Origin of the sequence: Nocardia nova NBRC 15556, from assembly GCF_001613005.1 — a bacterium.
Taxonomy (GTDB): Bacteria; Actinomycetota; Actinomycetes; order Mycobacteriales; family Mycobacteriaceae; genus Nocardia; species Nocardia nova.
The window spans coordinates 1-17,645 of sequence record NZ_BDBN01000062.1; the positions used below are offsets into that span (position 1 = coordinate 1).

Consider the following 17,645-nt stretch of genomic DNA (forward strand, 5'->3'; position numbering starts at 1 on the left):
CCGAACTCGAGGCCGCGGCCGAGCGGGCGTTGCGCCGGGGCGGGGTGGCGGCGGCGATCACGACCCTGGAAGACGCCGCGCGCCTGACCGACACGCCGGCGGCGCGGGTGGGACGACTGTTGCGCGCCGCCGAGCTGGCGGTGGAATCCGGCGAGCGCGACACCGTGGATCGGCTGCTGCGCGACGCCGGTCGCCAGGATCTCGACCAGCGTCAGCGCGCCTTGGCGACCTGGCTGGTCAGCGGATTCGACGACGGCGTCGGTGAGGATCCGGCCCGCACCGCCGAACTCGCGAAACTGGCCGAAACCGTTGCGGTGGAAGGGGATCGCGACCTCGCGATGCGCATCCTGTGGGGGACCGCCATGCGCTGTTTCTGGTCCGAGCCGGGTCCGGACGCGCGCCGCGCCCTGCTGACCGTCGCCGACGGTACGGGTCTGCCCGTCGGCGATCCGCGGATCGTGGCGATCACCGCCTACGTGGCCCCGTTCGAGCGCGGCGCGACGGTCTCGGAGCAACTGCGCGCACTGGCCGGGCGCACCGGCGCCGATCCGGAGGTGGACCGCTATCTCGGCAGCGCGGCGTTGCAGATCGGCGCCTTCGCGCTGGCCGGCCGCTTCTCCGCCACGGCGATCACCGGCCTGCGGGAACAGGGCAGGCTCGGCCTGCTGACCAGAGCGCTGGCGGTGCGGGCCTGGAGTTGTGCGCGCACCGGTGATCTGGTGGGCGGTGCGGCGGCCGCAGCCGAGGCCGGGCGCCTCGGACCGGAAACCGGCCAGCACTTCATGTACGGTCTCGCCGTCGCTGTCGGAGCCGAAATCGCCGCGCTACGAGGCGATTTCGACGAAGCGGTCGAGCGAGCCGAGGAGGCCGAACGGATCGGCGCGGCCGCCGGCGCGCGACCGGTACTGGCCACCGTGCAACGGGCCCGCGCTCTCGTCGCACTCGGACAGGGCCGCTACGACGACGCGCTCGCCGACCTGCGCCGAATTCTCGACCCCGCCGACCCGGCCTATCAGCTCGCCCTGCGCGCCTACGTCGTGGGCGATCTGGTCGAGGCCGCGGTGCGCGCCGGGCGCGTCGAGGAGGCGGAGGAGGTCGTGCGTGAATTCGAGGAGCCGGCCCGGTGTAGTCCGTCACCGGCCCTGCATGTCGGCCTGCGCTACGCCCGCGCCCTGCTCGCGTCGGCCGAGTCCGCGGAAGACCTGTTCACCGCTGCTCTCGACGCCGATCCGGACGGGTGGCCGTTCGAACGCGCCCGCGTCCAGCTCGCCTTCGGGGAGTGGTTGCGCCGGCAGCGGCGCATCGTCGAGTCGCGGGCACAGCTGCGAGCGGCCCGCGACACCTTCGACGCGCTGGGCGCGCGGCCCTGGGGCGATCGCGCGCGGCGCGAACTCCGGGGCGCGGGGGAGACCAGCCCGCGCCGCGACCCCGACGCACGCGACAGCCTGACCCCGCACGAACTGGGTATCGCGCAGCTGGCCGCCGAAGGGCTCACCAACCGGGAGATCGGGCAGCGGCTGTATCTGTCGCATCGCACCGTCAGCACCCACCTGCACCGCATCTTCCCGAAACTCGGTGTCACCTCCCGTGCCGAACTGGCCGGCGCACTGCGCACCGCGACGGATCCGGTGCCGTAGCCCGCGCGCGATGACGTACGCACATACCGTCATCCGACGGGCGCGACAGCACACCCGTGCCGCCTACCGTTTCTCGTATCGCAGCCGTGGCAGTGGGCGCGGCGGACGAGAACACGGGAGATGAGCAGATGTTCACCAAGAAGCGGTTCGCGCAGATCATCGCGGCGGCAGCGGTAGCGGCGTCGCTGGCGGCGTGCTCGTCGGGTACGGATGCGCAGGCTCCCGCCGCTCCGGCGAGCGCCGCGGGCGTCGGCGCCGGTGAACACACCACGCTCGGGCCGATCAAGCACATCACCGCCGGTGTCCTCGACACCGCCTACGTCGAATACGGTCCGGAGAACGGCCCGGCGGTCGTGCTGATCCACGGCTGGCCCTACGACCCGGCGAGCTACATCGACGTCGGCCCGCGGCTGGCCGCACAGGGCTACCGGGTGATCGTGCCGTATCTGCGCGGCTACGGTCCGACGCGATTCCTGTCCCCGGATACCGCGCGCAACGGTGAGCAGGCGGCGGTCGCGCACGACATCGTCGCGCTCATGGACGCGCTGCACATCGACAAGGCGATCCTCGGCGGATACGACTGGGGGGCAAGGACGGCCGATGTTATCGCCGCGCTGTGGCCGCAGCGGGTGAAGGCGCTGGTTGCCGTGAGCGGATACCTGATCACCGATGTGGCGGCCAACCAGCAGCCGCTCGCGCCGGCCGCGGAGGCCGGTTGGTGGTACCAGTATTACTTCGCCACCGACCGCGGTGTGCTGGGCTATCGCCGCAACGTCCACGACTTCGACAAGTACATCTGGAAGACCGCCTCGCCGAAGTGGAACTTCGACGACGCCACCTACGACCGCAGCGCCGGCTCGTTCGACAATCCCGACCATGTCGACGTCGTGATCTCCAACTACCGCTGGCGTCTGGGCCTGGTCCCCGGCGAACCGCAGTACGCCGCGGAGGAGACCGCGCTGGCGCAGGGCCCGGCGATCACCGTCCCGACCGTCACCATCGGCAGCGATTTCGACGGCGCCAATGCCGACGGCACGAGCTACCGCGCGAAGTTCACCGGCAAGTACGAACACCGCACGCTGCCCGGGGTCGGCCACGATGTCCCGCAGGAAGCGCCCGCGGCCTTCGCGCAGGCCGTGATCGACGCCGACCATCTCTGAAACCCGCGGGGAGACAACGCAACACCCGCGCCACGATGTAGCGGCGCGGGTCTTGCGCTGTTGTGCCGATGTCCGCGTCCGCGGTCTCGCCTGTGCGGAGGTTATGAGTCTTGCGCGACGGGCCGCAGGCGGGTGAGTGCGTCGTGGTCGCCGCGTGCGGCGAGGCCGAGCTGCTGTGCCACATTCAGATCGATCACGCCGGTGAGCAGGCCGAGGACCGCATTGGCGGGTCCGTCGAGGGTCAGATCGGCGGCGTCGGTGCTGCCGACGCGGGTCTCGACGCGACCTGCGCCGATGTCGACGACCGCACGCACCTCGTCGACGACGAGTTGAATCACCACCGGTGCGGCCGCGGGATCGGCGTCGGCGGTGAACCATCCGGCTGCGTAGGCCAGCCACTGCGGGAGGAACGCGTCGTCCGGGTCGACCGTATCCATGTACCGCAGTCCCCAGCGTCCCAGTGCTCGCAGTGCGGGTTCCAGTTCCCGGCCCGCATCGGTGAGCCGATAGAGAGCCGATGCGACGGGCGGCGGCGCGTCGTCGCGGGCGATCAATCCGGCGTCCTCCAGTTCGCGCAGGCGGGTGGACAGCAGATTCGCGGCGATGCCGGGCAGCCCGTTCTTGAGATCGGTGAATCGGCACGGCCCCTGGATCAGCAGCTCGCGCACGATCAGCAGGGTCCAGCGATCGCCCACCACATCCAGCGCGCGGGCGATCGAACAGTACTGGCCGTAGCTTCGCATGCGTCCACTATACCGGCCTGAAGTAGAGATTCTGAATTTGTTAGTTGAAAAACTCTACTTTCTCGTCCTAGCATGAAATGGCAAGGTCGGTCGCCGAGTGGCCGGGAATTCCCTCTGTATCGGAGCAAGCGCATGACTCGCAGCCAGATCCCCGCCCAGTACGCCACCGGCGCGGCCCGGGCCGATATCGAACGGGCGTTGCTGGCCGCCGGAAAGGATCTCGGCCGCCTGCGGCTCGACGATCTGGCGATGCTCGAGGACTTCCACACCAGTGGGCGCATCGCCACCGGTGAACTGGCCGATCTGGTCGACATCTCTTCCGCCACCGAGGTTCTCGACGCCGGCACCGGCATCGGCGGCACCGCCCGATACCTGGCGGACCGATTCGGCTGCCGGGTCACCGGAGTCGATCTGGTCGAGGAGTATTGCGAGATCGCTCGCTGGCTCGACCGGCTCGTGGGGTTGGACGACCGCATCACCGTGCGGTGCGCCGATGTCACCGCACTACCGTTTCCGGACGGCGCCTTCCAGGTCGTATTCAGTCAGCACGTCCAGATGAATATCGCCGACAAGAACGGCCTCTACCACGAAATGCGCCGAGTTCTGGCGCGTGGGGGACGGCTCGCACTCTGGGATATCACCGCCTCCGGCGCCGGTGAACCCGACTATCCGCTCCCGTGGGCCGACGGCCCCGGCTTCGGTCACCTCACCACGCCCGCCACCCTGCGGACGACGATCGAGGCGGCCGGATTCGCCGTCGAGCGGTGGGACGACCGCACCGACGAGGCCGTGGCCGTGATGCGCATGGTGCGCCAGCTACCGCCGAGCCCGCTGGGCCTGCACGCCTTCGTGCCCGACTTCGCCACGCGCGCAGCACATCTCACCGATGCGCTGGCCGACGGGCGGCTGCGCGCGATTCGCGCGGTGGCGCGGGCGCGGTGACCGGTCAGCGGGGTGTGAGCGCGGCACTTCGGGTGGCGAGGTAGTCGCGTTCGCGTTGGTTTCCGGTGAGGTGGGCCGCGGTATCGAAACTGCGCCTCGCCTCGTCCGTCCGGCCCAGGCGGGCAAGCAGATCCGCGCGGACGGCGTGAAACAGGTAGTGCTCGGTCAGGTCCAGGCCGTCGACGAGACTCAGTGCCGCGGCCGGCCCGTCGACCTCGGCCACCGCCACCGCTCGATGAAGTGCCACAACGGGATTCGGGTCCAGGCGCGCCAACCGGTCGTAGAGCGCGAGGATCTGCGTCCAGTCGGTGACCGGATCGGTGTGCGCGGCATTGATCGCGGCGAGCAGCTGATACCGGCCGGGGCGGTTGCGGCGCAGGCAGGTGCGGACGATCGCCCGGCCCTCCGCGACCAGTGCGGCATCCCAGCGGCCGCGGTCCTGGTCGGCGAGCCGGACGAAGGCGCCGGTCGCATCGGTGCGGGCGCCGCGGCGAGCGTGGGTGAGCAGCATGAGGGCGAGCAGGCCCGCCGCCTCCGGCTCCTCGGGCATCGACTCGACCAGTGCGCGCGTGAGCCGCACGGCCTCCTCGCACAGGTCCGCGCGCAGCAGTTCCGTGCCGGACGAGGCGACATATCCCTCGTTGAAGATGAGAAACAGGGTCGCGAGCACCGAATCGAGCCGCTCGGGCAACTCGGCCTCGCCGGGCACCCGGTAGGGGATACGGGCGTCGCGAATCTTGGCCTTCGCGCGGGCCAGTCGCTGCGCCATCGTCGCCTCCCGGACCAGGAACGCGCGCGCGATTTCGGGCGTTGTCAGCCCGCCCAGCAGCCGCAGCGTCAGCGCGACCTGCGCGGGCCGGTTCAGTGCCGGATGGCAGCAGGTGAAGATCAGCCGGAGGCGCTCGTCGGGCACGGCGGTCTCCTCGGCGTCGTCGGGCGGGGCGTGCACGATCGCCGCCTCGGCGTACTTGCCGGCCCTGGCGGATTCGCGGCGCAGCGTATCGATGGCTCGGCGCCGGGCGGTGGTGATGATCCATCCGGCCGGACTCGGCGGCGGTCCGTCCTGCGGCCAGCGGCGCAGCGCGGTGGCGAAGGCGTCGGCGACCGCGTCCTCGGCCAGGTCGATATCGCCGAGCGTGCGAATCAGCACGGCGACGGCCCGGCCGTATTCGGCGCGGAAGACGGCGGCGATCCGATCCGGCGTCATCGCGTCAGAACGGCGGAACATCCCGGAACGGGCGGATTTCGATCGGCAACGTGGTGGCCGCCGCGGCCTTGCGTCCCCAGGCCAGCGCCGCGTCCACATCGGCCGCGGTGATCACCCAGATGCCACCGATATGTTCCTTGCCCTCCAGATAGGGCCCGTCGGTGATCAGCCCGTCGGCGCGCACCACGGTCGCGCTGTCCGCCGCGTGCAGGCCGCCGGTGAACACCCACGACCCGCTCTCGCGCAATTCTTCGTTGAGGCGGTGCAATTCGGCGACGATCCGTTCCATGGTCTCGGCATCGGGCGCACCACTGTCGGGTTGGTAGATCGAGAGCAGATACTCGGGCACGGCCCTCTCCTCAGCGCCGGGCGTAGCGGGCGATGATCACACCCGCGGTGGTCGCGACGCTACCGAGGAGGCGAAATTCGGTCAACGGCGCCGCGCCCTCGAACAACCTGGTCCCCGCACCGAGGGTGAGTGGGTGGATCACCAGCGTGTACCGATCGATCAGCCCGGCGGCGTGCAGGCTGCGCACCAGGGCCGCACTGCCGATGATCGACAGATCCTTTCCCGGACGTGCCTTCAGTTCGCGCACGGTCCGAGTCGCGTCGCCGCGCAACAGAATCGAGTTCTGCCACGCGTCGACGTCGTCGAGGCCGGTCGATGCGACGTACTTCGTCGCCGCGTTCATATGTTCGCTGTAGGGGTTGTCGTCCGCCCGTCCCCACACGGTGGTGAAGTCCTCCCAGGTGCGCCGCCCGAACAGCATGTCGCCGGGCCGGGCCATATCCCCGCCCATCTCCCGGGCGAGCACCTCGTCCTGAAATCGCTGCCCCCAGCCGCCGAACGGAAAACCGCCCCGGGTGTCCTCGTCCACGCGTCCCAGCCCCTGTACGACACCGTCGAGCGTGGCATTCATGGTCACCGTGATCGCTCGCATCGCCCTGCTCCTCTCGATTCCGGGAACGCGCACGATCGCGCCCCTCACCTCCTATACGAACGGCCGCCGCCGGAATCGACATCGGGCGAAGAATTGTCGAGTCGCCGGCGGCGATCCGATCTGAGCGCCGCCGAGCTACGGCTTCGGATTCGGTGTGAGCGTGGTCTTTCGCGATCGCGTGGCGAGCGCCGAGCGCTCCGCCGCGATCTGGCCGCGCAGGGCGTGGCAGCGGCGCAGGACGTCGGCGCGGTCGGGTTCTTCCGGGATGAGCGGGACGGCGTGCTCGATCATCGTCGCCTGTTCGAGGATCACCCGGAGCCGATCGGGGTCGGTGACGCGGTCGGCGATCTGTGCCAGCGCGTCGAGCTGGCGAATCATCACGGCCGGCTGCCCGGCACCGGCCTGGCGGATCTTCTCGAACGCGCGCTGCACCAGCCGCTCGTAGCTGACCTGGGCGGCGAGCACCCGGATATGACCGTCCTTGTCGCGGCGCACCGGATTCGGCTCCCAGGTGACCGCGATCCGCGACAGGCAGTCGCCGAGCCAATCGATACACGTCAGCACCGTGAAGGTGTCGTTGGTCGCGGAGGCGAGCGCACGCAGTGCGATCTCGACGATCTGATCGACGCCGAAGGAGACGTCCTGCACCAGGCTGCGCATCGAGCCGGTGACGTGGCCGCGGGAGAATTTCTTCTCGATCCCCTTCGCGGCCTGTGCCGGCCACACCCGCGCGATCACCTGCCCCTCGGTCACGAAATGTCCTGGGCGATAAGGTAAATGGATGACCGCATCCGCTTCGGCGGCCAGCCGGACCAGCCGCTCGTAGCGGATGTACTGGAGATATCCGCTGCTGGAGGTGCGCACCTCGCCACCGGAGCGGGCCAGCAGATCGCGGAGTTCCCGCGCCGACGGACCGTGTTTCGCCCCGCTCGCGGTGGTATCGGCATTGGCGTCGACCGCCGTGCGCACTTCGCGCGCGATGTCGGCGACCACATTCGGCAGCTGGATCTGCCCGCCGATGTGATTGATGAAGTAGATCAGCACCGCCAGATCCACCACCAGCGAGCCGATCGACACCGTCGCGCTGATGTGCGGGACGAAATTCTCGCCGACCGACACCAGTGCCGCGATGGCGTAGACGAAGGTCGCGACGAAGGTGCCGAGCGTCAGCTGGGTGCCGCGGTCGCGGATGAAGTTGCGCAGCATGCGCGGCCCGAACTGAGTGGAGGCCAGCGTCAGCGCCAGGATCGTGATCGAGAAGACGACACCGACCACGGTGATGATCGCGGCCGCGATGGCGGTGAGAACCTGGCGTGCCGCATCGGGCGTGCCGCCCAGCACCCAGGTGGGCAGGCTCGTGCCGTTGTGGTAGGCCGCGCGGTCGAGCGTGAAGGTCAGTGCGAACAGCGCCACCGCGGCCAGGACTTCCAGCGTCGGGACGAACCACAGATTGGTGCGCAGCCGTTCCCGCCACCGATCCGCCTCGAGCGAGATCCCTTGCACGCTGGACCTCCTTGCGCTCTCGCCGACGGCGAATTTCCGGCCTGTCGACCCGAACCTACCTCCACCTCTCGGCGGAGATCGAATCGTGGCGCGGCGCGGGCGCAGCCCGTTGAAGAGACAATAAGTTCGCAATTGCGCACCTATTGTCTTAAACTGGCCGTGTTCGATGCGTCCCGCGGATTCTGGAGGCCCGACGTGCTGGAGGTGTTGCGACACGACCGTTTCCGGCGCTTGTTCACCGCACAGGTGGTGGCCCTCGTCGGAACCGGTCTGCTCACGGTCGCGCTGGGTTTGGCGGCCTACGATCTGGCCGGATCCGATGCCGGTGCGGTGCTGGGCACGGCACTCGCGATCAAGATGGTCGCCTACGTCGGCGTGGCACCGGTGGTCTCGGCGCTGACCGATCGGGTGCCGCGGCGGATGCTGCTGGTCTCGGCCGATGTGGTTCGGCTGGTCATCGCCTTGCTGTTGCCGCTGGTCACGCACGTCTGGCAGATCTATGTCCTGATCTTCGTGCTGCAGGCGGCCTCGGCGACCTTCACCCCGGCATTCCAGGCGGTCATCCCGTCGATCCTGCCGGACGAGGAGGACTACACCCGCGGGCTGTCGCTCTCACGGCTGGCCTACGACCTGGAATCGCTGCTCAGTCCCGTACTGGCGGCGGCATTGCTGACCGTGGTCGGCTACCACCTGCTGTTCGTCGGCACCGCCGCAGGTTTCGCGACCTCCGCGATCATGGTCGTGCGCACCTCGCTCCCTCGATCGGTGCCCGCCGACCGCTCCGGCTCGCTGCCGGCCCGGATCACCTGGGGCGCACGGCTCATGGCGGCGAGCCCGGTGCTGCGCGGGTTGCTGGCGATGAATGTCGCTGTCGCCGCGGCGACTTCGCTGGTCGTGGTCAATACCGTGGTCTACGTCCGCGACCTGCTGCACGGGCCGGCACCCGTGGTGGCGGTGGCGCTGGGTTGCTTCGGCGGCGGTTCGATGATCGCCGCGCTGGCGATCCCGCGACTGCTCACCGGCATTCCCGATCGGCGTCTCATGCTGGTCGGCTGCGCGATCCTGCCCGTCGGCCTCGCCGGTGCCGCGACGCTCGCGGCGCTCGAGCCCGGACCACGCGCGGGCTGGGTGCTGCTGGGGGTGGCCTGGTCGATCATGGGGGTGGGCACCTCGCTGATCAACACGCCCTCGGCGCGACTGCTGCGCGCCCAATCCGACGGCAGCACCCGCACGGCCGTGTTCACCGCGCAGTTCTCGCTCTCGCACGCCTGCTTCCTGGTGACCTATCCGATCGCCGGCTGGCTGGGCGCCGCCGCCGGACAGGCCGGCGCGGCGCTGACCCTGATGGTCCTGGCGGCCGTGGCCGCCGTGGTTGCCGCGCGAATGTGGCCGGTGCACGTATCGTCGGGTGCGCAGATGGCCACAGCAGGAAGTCGGTGAACCAGCCCATGACCGGTGAGGAAACCCCCGCAGTCGACGCCCTGCCGCCCAGCCTGGTGCACATCGTCGAACCCGACCCGGCCCGTCTCGAAGCCGCCACCTCGGTGTTCCGGATGCTCGCCGACCCGACCCGGCTGCACATCCTCTGGGTTCTCGCCGACGGCGAGGCCGACGTCACCGCCCTCACCGAGGCCTGCGGCGGCTCCCGCACCGCGGTCAGCCAGCACCTGGCGAAACTCCGCTTCACCGGCATGGTCGAGACTCGCCGCGAAGGCCGCCGCATCATCTACCGCATCCGCGACGGCCACCTCGCCCGCCTCGTCCGGGAAGGACTCAATCTCGCCGACCACATCGTCACCGGCGAGCTGCCCCACGAATAAGGCGCGGTTCGCGGGCGGTGCTTCTCGCGAGCGACCCGCCTGATCCGTACCGGGGCAGCACCGTTGGGTCACGGTGTGGGATCGATCCGCGGTCGGCGGCGAATGCGTTGTCCCCCCGAGGGCAGCGGCGCCGAATCAGTTCTGGGCCGTGTCGATCGGCCCGGAAGGGTGTGAGTCATCATGTCCGCCGAAGATCGAGATGCTCGCCCGCCGGCGTCGAATGCGGAACTGTCCACCGATGATCGCGCCGAACTCGAGCGGTTGCGCGCGTATGTCGCAGCGCATCCACCGCGCCCATCTCATCGGCACGCCTGGCGCTGGACCGGCGTCGTGCTGCTGCTGGTCCTGACCGCGCTACTGATCATCGGATCGGTGACGACGCGGTTCGTGCGCAGCCAGATCTTCGATACCGACCGCTACGTCACGACCGTCGCACCGCTGGCCACCGATCCGGCGATCCAGAAGGAACTGGCCGACAAGATCACCGATGCGATCGTCGGTCGCGTCGACATCAAGGCGTACACGGCGGATGCGGTCAACGCGCTCACGCAGAACGTCGGGCAATTGTCGGATCGCCCCCGTGCCGTCGCGGCGTTGAACAGTCTGCCCGCGCTGGTGGCCGACCAGGCCGAGAACTACATCCACCAGGCCGCGACGGCCGTGGTGACCAGCGATCAGTTCCGCGAGGCGTGGGACACGGCCAACCGCCGCGCGCACGACGCACTGGTCCATGTGGTCAAGGGTGAGACCAGACCCGGAATCGAGGTCAGCGACAACGGCACCGTGAGCATTTCGCTGAAGCCGATCCTCGCGACCGTGCGCGAACGGCTCGACGCACGCGGAATCAGCTTCGCCGACAAGATTCCCGATGTCGACGCGCAATTCGTCATCTTCCATGCCACCGAGCTGCCCAAGTACCAGAAATGGCTGCGCACGCTCGACCGCGCGGCGAACATCCTGCCGTGGGTGGCGCTGGCCACCGCGGCGGGTGCGGTGTGGCTGGCTCCCCGCGGCCGGCGGCTGCGGACCCTCGCACTGGTCGGCGTCGCCGGTGCGGTCGCGATGGTGCTGCTGGCCGTCGGGGTGGTGATCGCTCGCAGTATCTACCTCGATTCCGTTCCGCCCGACGCGTTGTCGCCGCCGGCCGCCTCCGCGCTGTTCGATACCGTGATCCACCCGATGCGGGTGTCACTGCGCGCGGTCGCGGTCGTCAGCCTGGTCGTGGCCGCGGTGGGATATCTGGCGGGGTCGTCTCATTCGGCGCAGTCCGTGCGTGCCGGCTTCGGGCGGCTCATGGTCGCCGTCCGCGGCCGGCGTGGGCGCCCGCCCAACGTGGTCGAGTCGTTCGTCGCGCATTACCGCACACCGCTGCGCCTCGCCGTGCTCGCCGGCGCGGTGCTCGTGCTGGTGCTGTGGCCCTACGCGACCGGTTTGGTCGTGGTGGGGATCGTGCTGGTCGCGGGAGCGCTGCTGCTGATCGTCGAAATTCTCGCGCGGCCCGCGGCGGCGCCCGAAACCACCGCGGAGACCGAGCCCACGGCGACCGGGTGACGCGGAATACGGCGATTCGGTTACGTTTCGGGGTCGATCGCACGGTCCATCGGTTCGTGATTATCCGCGAGGTTTTCCGCGACGAATCGTTAGATGCCCGGTTGGCTCGCCGAATTCGTCCATCGAGCGATGTACCAGGTCGATGAGCGAACCGGGACCATCATCCGCCGCGGCGGCTGGTCAGGAGGCAGCGCAGGGCCGCATGTCACAACCCACCGGAACCGACGCATGTCGGTACGCGCCGGCGGATCCGCCGGCGAGGTTCACGAAAAGGGGTGAGCCGTCGTGACGGCTACGGAACACGGAACACGCAACGGGCGAAACGACACCCGCAATGCGGTGGCGGCCGGCACCTCGCTGGCCGCGGCGGCCCTACTGGCCGTCACCGGAATCGTGTCCATCCTGCAGGGCATTTCGGCCATCGTGAAGGACGACGTCTACGTTTCCGGACCGCAATACATCTACAAGTTCGACATCAGCGGATGGGGATGGATCCACCTGATCCTCGGCATCCTCATGGTGGCGGCCGCCGCCGGGTTGTTCACGCGTTCGACCTGGGGGCAGATGTTGGCGATCGCGCTACTGGGTTTGTCGATCATCGCCAATTTCCTGTGGCTGCCGCACTATCCGTGGTGGTCGATCCTGGTCATCGCCCTCGACATCGTGGTGATCTGGGCGATCGCCACCTGGGATCCGCGCAGAATCTGACATCTCGCGCCGGCCGGACCGCGTCTCGGGGACTCGGTCCGGTCGCCGCGCGCTCACCTGCAGCCACCGCATCGGCGCGTCGAATTCGCCCGTGCCGTACCGCCGACGCAGCGCCTCGGCAGCGATCGCGGTCGCGGATTCGAGATCGAGCGAGGAGTGCCGTTCGATCTCGCCGCGCAGCGGGGTGCCCTGGCAGAGGGCGACCGCCGCGGTCTCGGCCGTCGTGCGGCTCGACCCGTCGATGTACTCACCGGTGATCCGCTCGAAGCCGGCCGCCGCGAGTTCGCCGCGAATCCGATCGATGTCGAAGTATCCGTGGGGCGTGCGGCGAAAGAATTCGAGCGGCTCGTCCGGTGCCGCCGCGCACAGCGCCTCGGTGACGATCAGGGTCACCACATTGGTCTCGAGCCGGTCCCAGACGTTGAAGACGAACACGCCGCCCGGGCGCAACACTCGCAGGGTCTCGGCGTATCCGCCGACCTTGTCGGGCAGGAACATCGCGCCGAACTGGCATGCCACCAGGTCGAACGAGCATTCGGCGAACGGCAGGTCTCGGGCGTCGGCGACCTGCCACCGCACTCGATCCGATGCCGTGCGGTTCGCGGCGGTCGTCAACATGGGTTCGTTCAGGTCGGTCGCCACGATTTCGCGACCGTCGAGCCGGGCGAGCGCTCTGGTCAGCACCCCGGTCCCCGCCGCGGTTTCGAGGATGTCGACCGCGTCCGTCGCGGCCACCGCCTGCGCGAGCAACCGGGCGGGTTCGGCGAAGATCATCGGAACCAGCAGCGTGTCGTAGATCTGCGGGATCGATCCGGTGAAGGACGTGTCCCCGCCTTCGGCCGGTGCGCCCGGCCCCGGATCACCACTCACGGCAGGTGATGCTACGCGCGCCCTGCGGCTGCCGGGCGAGATCGCCGCAGCGCTGGGCGGTTTCGCCGCGCGGCGATCACATGGCGCGCGCGTACGCGAGGGCCTCGGGCGTCTGCTCGAAGATCTGCGTCTCGCCGCCCGCGGGCAGGGCGCCGAGCGCCGCGAGCCGACGGCGATGCTCGTCGCGCAAGCCCGACATCAGGACCGTGATGTTGCGGTGCTGCAGTTTCGCGATGGCGTCCTTGAGGACCAGTGCGCCGGTCGTGTCGAGGGCGGTGACGTGCGCCATGCGAAGGACCACCACATGGACGTCGGCGACCTCGGTCAGCTCCAGCAGGAAGCGGTGCGCGGCGGCGAAGAACAGCGGTCCGTCGATGCGGTAGGCGACGATACGGTCGTGCAACAGGCGGTGTTCCTCGCTGAGGTGGTCGCTCTCGTCGAGCGGAACCTGTTGCAGCCGAGCTTCTTTCGCCACCGAACGCAGCGCCAGGACGATCGCGATCGCGACGCCGACACCGACCGCGGTCACCAGGTCCATGGCGACCGTGACCAGGAACGTCGCGGCCATGATGAGTGCGTCGCCGCGTGAGGCACGCGCGATGGCGGTCAGCGACGCGGTTTCCACCATGCGGACCGTCGTGGCCAGCAGCACCCCGGCCAGCGCCGCGACCGGGATATCGGCGACGAGCGGTGCGGCGAGGTAGATGATGGCGGCGAGCACCACCGCGTGGGTCAGCGCGGCCAGGCGTGTGCGTGCCCCGGAGCGCACATTGACGGCCGTGCGGGCGATCGCACCGGTAGCCGGCACGCCGCCGAACAGCGGTGCGGCGATATTGGCCAACCCCTGCCCGAACAGTTCGCGATCGGGATCGTGGCGGGTGCCGACGGCCATGGCATCCGCGGCGGTCGCCGCCAGCAGCGATTCGAGGGCGCCCAGCGCAGCGACCGCCAGCGCGGGCGCCACCAGCGATCCGAGGCTGCCCCAGTCGAGGAAGTTCAGTGTGGGAGCACTGAGTCCCGACGGGAGGGCGCCGATGGCCGCGGTGGGGATGTCGAAGAGCGCGACCACGACGGTCGCGCCGGCCACGGCCAGCAGCGCGAAGGGCAGCTTCGGCAGGAACCGCCCGCCGACGAGCATCACCGCGGCCACCGCGACGGCGATCACGACCGGCGCGAGATGGGGTTGCGAAATATATTGGCGCACAGCGTCATAGGCCGACTGCCACACCTTGTCCCCGTGCGCGTGCGCGATGCCGAGAGCGTTGGGGAACTGCTGCAAGGCGATCACCACGGCGATGCCGGCGGTGAAGCCCTCGATCACCGGGGCCGGCATGTATCGCACCGCACGCCCGGCCCCGGCGACCGCGAGCGCCACCAGCACGATGCCGGCCATCAGGCCCACGGCCAGCACCCCGCCCCCGCCGTGCTGGTGGACGATCGGAACCAGCACGACGGTCATCGCGCCGGTCGGCCCCGACACCTGGAAACGGGAGCCGCCGAATATCGCGGCCACGATGCCCGCGACGACCGCGGTGGCCAGTCCGGCCGCGGCGCCGAGTCCGGAGCTGATGCCGAATCCCAGTGCCAGCGGCAACGCCACCAGGGCGACAATCAGGCCCGACAGCAGATCCGGGCCCGGGGTGCGGAGGGCCGGACGCCAATCCGACCAGCGGGGGAGCAGTGCTGCGATGTTCACAACCGGGCTGCCAGACGCAGTTTCAGCGCGGCAAGTTGTTCCCGCAACACGTCGGGCAGGCGATTGCCGCCGATGGTGGCGTACCAGTGGTCGATGTCGGCCACCTCGGCCACCCACTCGTCGATGTCGACCGCGAGCGATGCCGCCGTCCGGGCGCGCTGCCCGTCGTCGAGGCCGGTGAGATCGAGGGCCTCGACCGCCGGCACGTAGCCGATCGGCGTCTCGACCGCCTCGGCGGTGCCGTCGAGACGCTCCAGCGCCCACTGCAGCACGCGCACGTTGTCGCCGAAGCCGGGCCACAGGAATTCGCCTTCCGGACCTCGTCGGAACCAGTTGACCTGGAAGATCTTCGGCAGTTTCGCCGGGTCGGCGGCGGCACCCAGCCGGAGCCAGTGGGCGAAGTAGTCACCGACGTGATAGCCGAGGAACGGCAGCATCGCCATCGGATCGCGCCGTACGACGCCGACCGTCCCGGCCGCGGCGGCGGTGGTTTCCGACGACAGCACCGAGGCGGTGAACACCCCATGGGCCCAGTCGAAGGACTCGGCGACCAGCGGGACAGTGGTGGCGCGACGGCCGCCGAAGAAGATCGCCGAAATCGGCACGCCGGCCGGATCGTCCCATTCCGGAGCGACCGAGGGACACTGTCGAATCGGTGTGCAGTACCGCGAATTCGGATGCGCGGCAGGCGTTCCCGAGTCGGACGTCCAGTTCTCGCCGTGCCAGTCGACGAGATGGGCGGGCGGTTCGGCGGTCAATCCCTCCCACCACACGTCCCCGTCGGCGGTGCGGGCGGTGTTGGTGAAGATCGAATTGCCTTTCGCGATGGTGGCGATCGCGTTGGGATTGGTCGTGGCGCCGGTGCCGGGGGCGACACCGAAGAATCCGGCCTCGGGATTGACCGCGTAGAGCCGCCCGTCGGCGCCGAAGCGCAGCCACGCGATATCGTCACCGACCGTCTCGGCGGTCCAGCCGTCGAGTGCGGGTTCGAGCATGGCCAGGTTCGTCTTGCCGCACGACGACGGGAACGCCGCGGCGACGTAGTGCGTCTTCCCCTGCGGGGAGGTGAGTTTCAGGATCAGCATGTGCTCGGCCAGCCACCCTTCGTCCCGGCCGAGTACCGAGGCGATGCGCAGTGCGAAACACTTCTTGCCCAGCAGCGCGTTGCCGCCGTAGCCGGATCCGTAACTCCAGATCTCGCGGCGCTCGGGAAAGTGCGAGATGTATTTGGTGGGATCGCACGGCCACGCCGCATCCGGCTCACCGACGCCCAGCGGTGCGCCGACCGAATGCAGGCATTTGACGAATTCCGTTCCGGTCGTGAGCTTTTCCCAGACGGCGTCGCCGGACCGCGTCATGATCTGCATCGACACCGCGACATATTCCGAATCGGTGATCTGCACACCGAATTTCGGGTCCTGCGCATCGAGGGGCCCCATGCAGAACGCGATGACATACATCGTCCGGCCGGCCATCGCGCCGCGATAGTGCTCGGTCATCACCGTGCGCATATCCACCGGGTCGACCCAGTTGTTGGTCGGACCGGCGTCGGTCTCGCGCTCGGAGCAGATGAACGTGCGATCCTCCACCCGCGCCACGTCGTCGGGATCGGAGACACACCAGAACGAGTTCGGCTTACCGGTCAGTGGAACGAACGTTCCCTTGTCGACCAATCGTGCGGTCAGCCGATCCCATTCCGCCCGGGAGCCGTCGCACAGGACGATGTGCTCGGGGGCCGTCAGCTCGGCGACCTCGGCGATCCACGCCAGAACGCTCTCGTGGGCCACCGGAACCTCGTCGAGCTGTGCGATGACACGTGAACTGTCGGACACGAGACCTGCCTCCTTGATAAAGCTGCAATGTAGTTAGTTTAGAAAACCTGCAAACAGTGGTCGCATTCGGGCCCCCCGCTCCGCTGGTTCCGGCGCCCTGTGCCCGGATCGTCAGGCGAGCTCTTCCAGCGCCTCCGCTTGGCCCGCGACCACACCGGTCAAGATCGCCCGCGCCACCGCCAGCAATTCGGCCACCTGCGGGGAGGTGAGCTCGTAGGTCACCGACAGTCCCTCCCGCCGGGCCACGACCAGCCCGGCTCGGCGCAGAATCGCGAGCTGCTGGGACAGATTCGCCGGCTCGATGCCGATCTCGGCCAGCATCTCGGAGACCGCCTGTTCGCGCTCGCTGAGCAGTTCGAGCACGCGAATCCGGATCGGATGCCCCAGTGTTTTGAAGAACTCCGCTTTCATCTGATAGAGGGGTCTGCTCAGTCCGGGCACGCAATCACTCCTTTTGGTACGCGGCCCCACGGCCTGCCCCGTCGCTCTTGATTGCAGAGTTTAGCAAACAGGAAAAGTGCCGAGCTGTTCGCCGCCGCCGATCAGTCGGCCAGCCGCCACGGCGGATTGCGCCTGTTGCCGGCGGCATGGAACAGGCACAGCCGGTGGCCGTCGGGGTCACGTAACCGGGCTTCGCGCCACAGCCAGGGCATATCGGCGGGTGACTGCTCGAATGCGATGCCGGCATCGGACAGGCGCCGGTACTCGCCGTCGAGGTCGTCGGTCTCGAAATAGACGGTGACTTCCTCGACACCCGGTACGGCGTCGACGCGGTCGACCGAGAAGGTGCTCTCACCCGCGGGGCATTCGAATCGCAGATAGTGCTCGGTCTTGACGATCAGGCGCAGACCGAGCAGCAGATAGAAGTGCTCGGCTCGATCGAGGTCCGTGCTGCCGACGGTGACCTGGTTCAGACGCATACCGTCCAGTGTCACCGTCGCGGTGCCGGATCGGTAAGCCACCCTCGGGTGGGAGCGCGGCGGCAACGTTTCCGGCCAGGCGCGAAAGTGGTTGTTCTTCCGCGGTTCTGGCCGG

16 protein-coding genes and 1 pseudogene are annotated in these 17,645 nt (G+C 69.1%); 7 read left to right on the top strand and 10 right to left on the bottom strand.

Annotated features, from left to right (window positions below; all coding sequences use genetic code 11):
- Together NN2_RS23590 and NN2_RS23595 are read left to right on the top strand one after the other, a co-directional pair.
- On the top strand, window positions 1–1,637 hold a 1,637-nt coding region (locus tag NN2_RS23590; RefSeq protein ID WP_218022054.1), incomplete at its 5' end, for a LuxR family transcriptional regulator.
- A gap of 128 nt (window positions 1,638–1,765) precedes the next feature.
- Window positions 1,766–2,797, top strand: coding sequence for an alpha/beta fold hydrolase (locus NN2_RS23595; protein ID WP_063016070.1), 1,032 nt, complete (start codon window positions 1,766–1,768; stop codon window positions 2,795–2,797).
- 101 nt (window positions 2,798–2,898) lie between these two features.
- Here the strand turns inward: NN2_RS23595 and NN2_RS23600 are convergent, their stop codons facing one another.
- Window positions 2,899–3,540 (bottom strand): winged helix-turn-helix transcriptional regulator, encoded by a 642-nt coding sequence (locus NN2_RS23600; protein WP_063016029.1) that lies wholly within the window; start codon window positions 3,538–3,540, stop codon window positions 2,899–2,901.
- Between the two features lie 132 nt (window positions 3,541–3,672).
- On the opposite strand from NN2_RS23600, the gene NN2_RS23605 reads away from it, so the two are divergent.
- Entirely contained in the window at window positions 3,673–4,482 is an 810-nt protein-coding gene (locus NN2_RS23605; RefSeq protein WP_063016030.1) for a class I SAM-dependent methyltransferase, read from the top strand.
- Window positions 4,483–4,486: 4 nt separating this feature from the next.
- On the opposite strand, the gene NN2_RS23610 is transcribed toward NN2_RS23605, so the two are convergent.
- The 4 genes from NN2_RS23610 to NN2_RS23625 form a co-directional block, all read right to left on the bottom strand.
- Window positions 4,487–5,689 (bottom strand): RNA polymerase sigma factor, encoded by a 1,203-nt coding sequence (locus NN2_RS23610; RefSeq protein ID WP_063016071.1) that lies wholly within the window; start codon window positions 5,687–5,689, stop codon window positions 4,487–4,489.
- A 4-nt stretch (window positions 5,690–5,693) separates the two neighbouring features.
- A complete protein-coding gene (locus tag NN2_RS23615) occupies window positions 5,694–6,038 on the bottom strand; it encodes a YciI family protein (protein ID WP_063016031.1) in 345 nt (114 codons plus the stop codon).
- 10 nt (window positions 6,039–6,048) lie between these two features.
- The gene (locus NN2_RS23620; protein WP_063016032.1) at window positions 6,049–6,630 is read right to left on the bottom strand and encodes a dihydrofolate reductase family protein; all 582 of its coding nucleotides are present in this window, start codon (window positions 6,628–6,630) and stop codon (window positions 6,049–6,051) included.
- A 135-nt stretch (window positions 6,631–6,765) separates the two neighbouring features.
- A complete protein-coding gene (locus tag NN2_RS23625) occupies window positions 6,766–8,133 on the bottom strand; it encodes a DUF2254 domain-containing protein (RefSeq protein ID WP_063016033.1) in 1,368 nt (455 codons plus the stop codon).
- Between the two features lie 159 nt (window positions 8,134–8,292).
- On the opposite strand from NN2_RS23625, the gene NN2_RS23630 reads away from it, so the two are divergent.
- The 4 genes from NN2_RS23630 to NN2_RS38225 all read left to right on the top strand — a co-directional run bounded on the left by NN2_RS23630 (window position 8,293) and on the right by NN2_RS38225 (window position 12,212).
- Window positions 8,293–9,573, top strand: a complete 1,281-nt coding sequence (locus tag NN2_RS23630; protein WP_369829521.1) for an MFS transporter — start codon at window positions 8,293–8,295, stop codon at window positions 9,571–9,573.
- Window positions 9,574–9,581: 8 nt separating this feature from the next.
- The gene (locus tag NN2_RS23635) at window positions 9,582–9,953 is read left to right on the top strand and encodes an ArsR/SmtB family transcription factor (protein ID WP_062966999.1); all 372 of its coding nucleotides are present in this window, start codon (window positions 9,582–9,584) and stop codon (window positions 9,951–9,953) included.
- A 180-nt stretch (window positions 9,954–10,133) separates the two neighbouring features.
- Entirely contained in the window at window positions 10,134–11,504 is a 1,371-nt protein-coding gene (locus NN2_RS23640) for a hypothetical protein (RefSeq protein WP_063016035.1), read from the top strand.
- 285 nt (window positions 11,505–11,789) lie between these two features.
- On the top strand, window positions 11,790–12,212 hold the full coding sequence (locus tag NN2_RS38225) for a DUF7144 family membrane protein (RefSeq protein WP_063016037.1): 423 nt from the start codon (window positions 11,790–11,792) through the stop codon (window positions 12,210–12,212).
- 423 nt (window positions 12,213–12,635) lie between these two features.
- Here the strand turns inward: NN2_RS38225 and NN2_RS38695 are convergent.
- The 5 genes and pseudogenes from NN2_RS38695 to NN2_RS23675 form a co-directional block, all read right to left on the bottom strand.
- Window positions 12,636–12,986: pseudogene (locus NN2_RS38695) on the bottom strand (class I SAM-dependent methyltransferase); the annotation flags it as partial.
- Between the two features lie 172 nt (window positions 12,987–13,158).
- On the bottom strand, window positions 13,159–14,778 hold the full coding sequence (locus NN2_RS23660; protein WP_227463034.1) for a SulP family inorganic anion transporter: 1,620 nt from the start codon (window positions 14,776–14,778) through the stop codon (window positions 13,159–13,161).
- A complete protein-coding gene (locus tag NN2_RS23665) occupies window positions 14,775–16,610 on the bottom strand; it encodes a phosphoenolpyruvate carboxykinase (GTP) (protein WP_063016038.1) in 1,836 nt (611 codons plus the stop codon). The genes NN2_RS23660 and NN2_RS23665 overlap by 4 nt, the downstream gene beginning before the upstream one ends.
- Before the next feature lie 111 nt (window positions 16,611–16,721).
- Window positions 16,722–17,021 carry an ArsR/SmtB family transcription factor gene (locus NN2_RS23670; protein ID WP_063016039.1) on the bottom strand — a complete coding sequence of 100 codons (300 nt, stop codon included), beginning with the start codon at window positions 17,019–17,021 and terminating at the stop codon, window positions 16,722–16,724.
- A gap of 131 nt (window positions 17,022–17,152) precedes the next feature.
- Complete coding sequence (locus NN2_RS23675; protein ID WP_063016073.1) at window positions 17,153–17,530, bottom strand: VOC family protein; 378 nt, start codon at window positions 17,528–17,530, stop codon at window positions 17,153–17,155.
- Window positions 17,531–17,645: the final 115 nt, after the last annotated feature.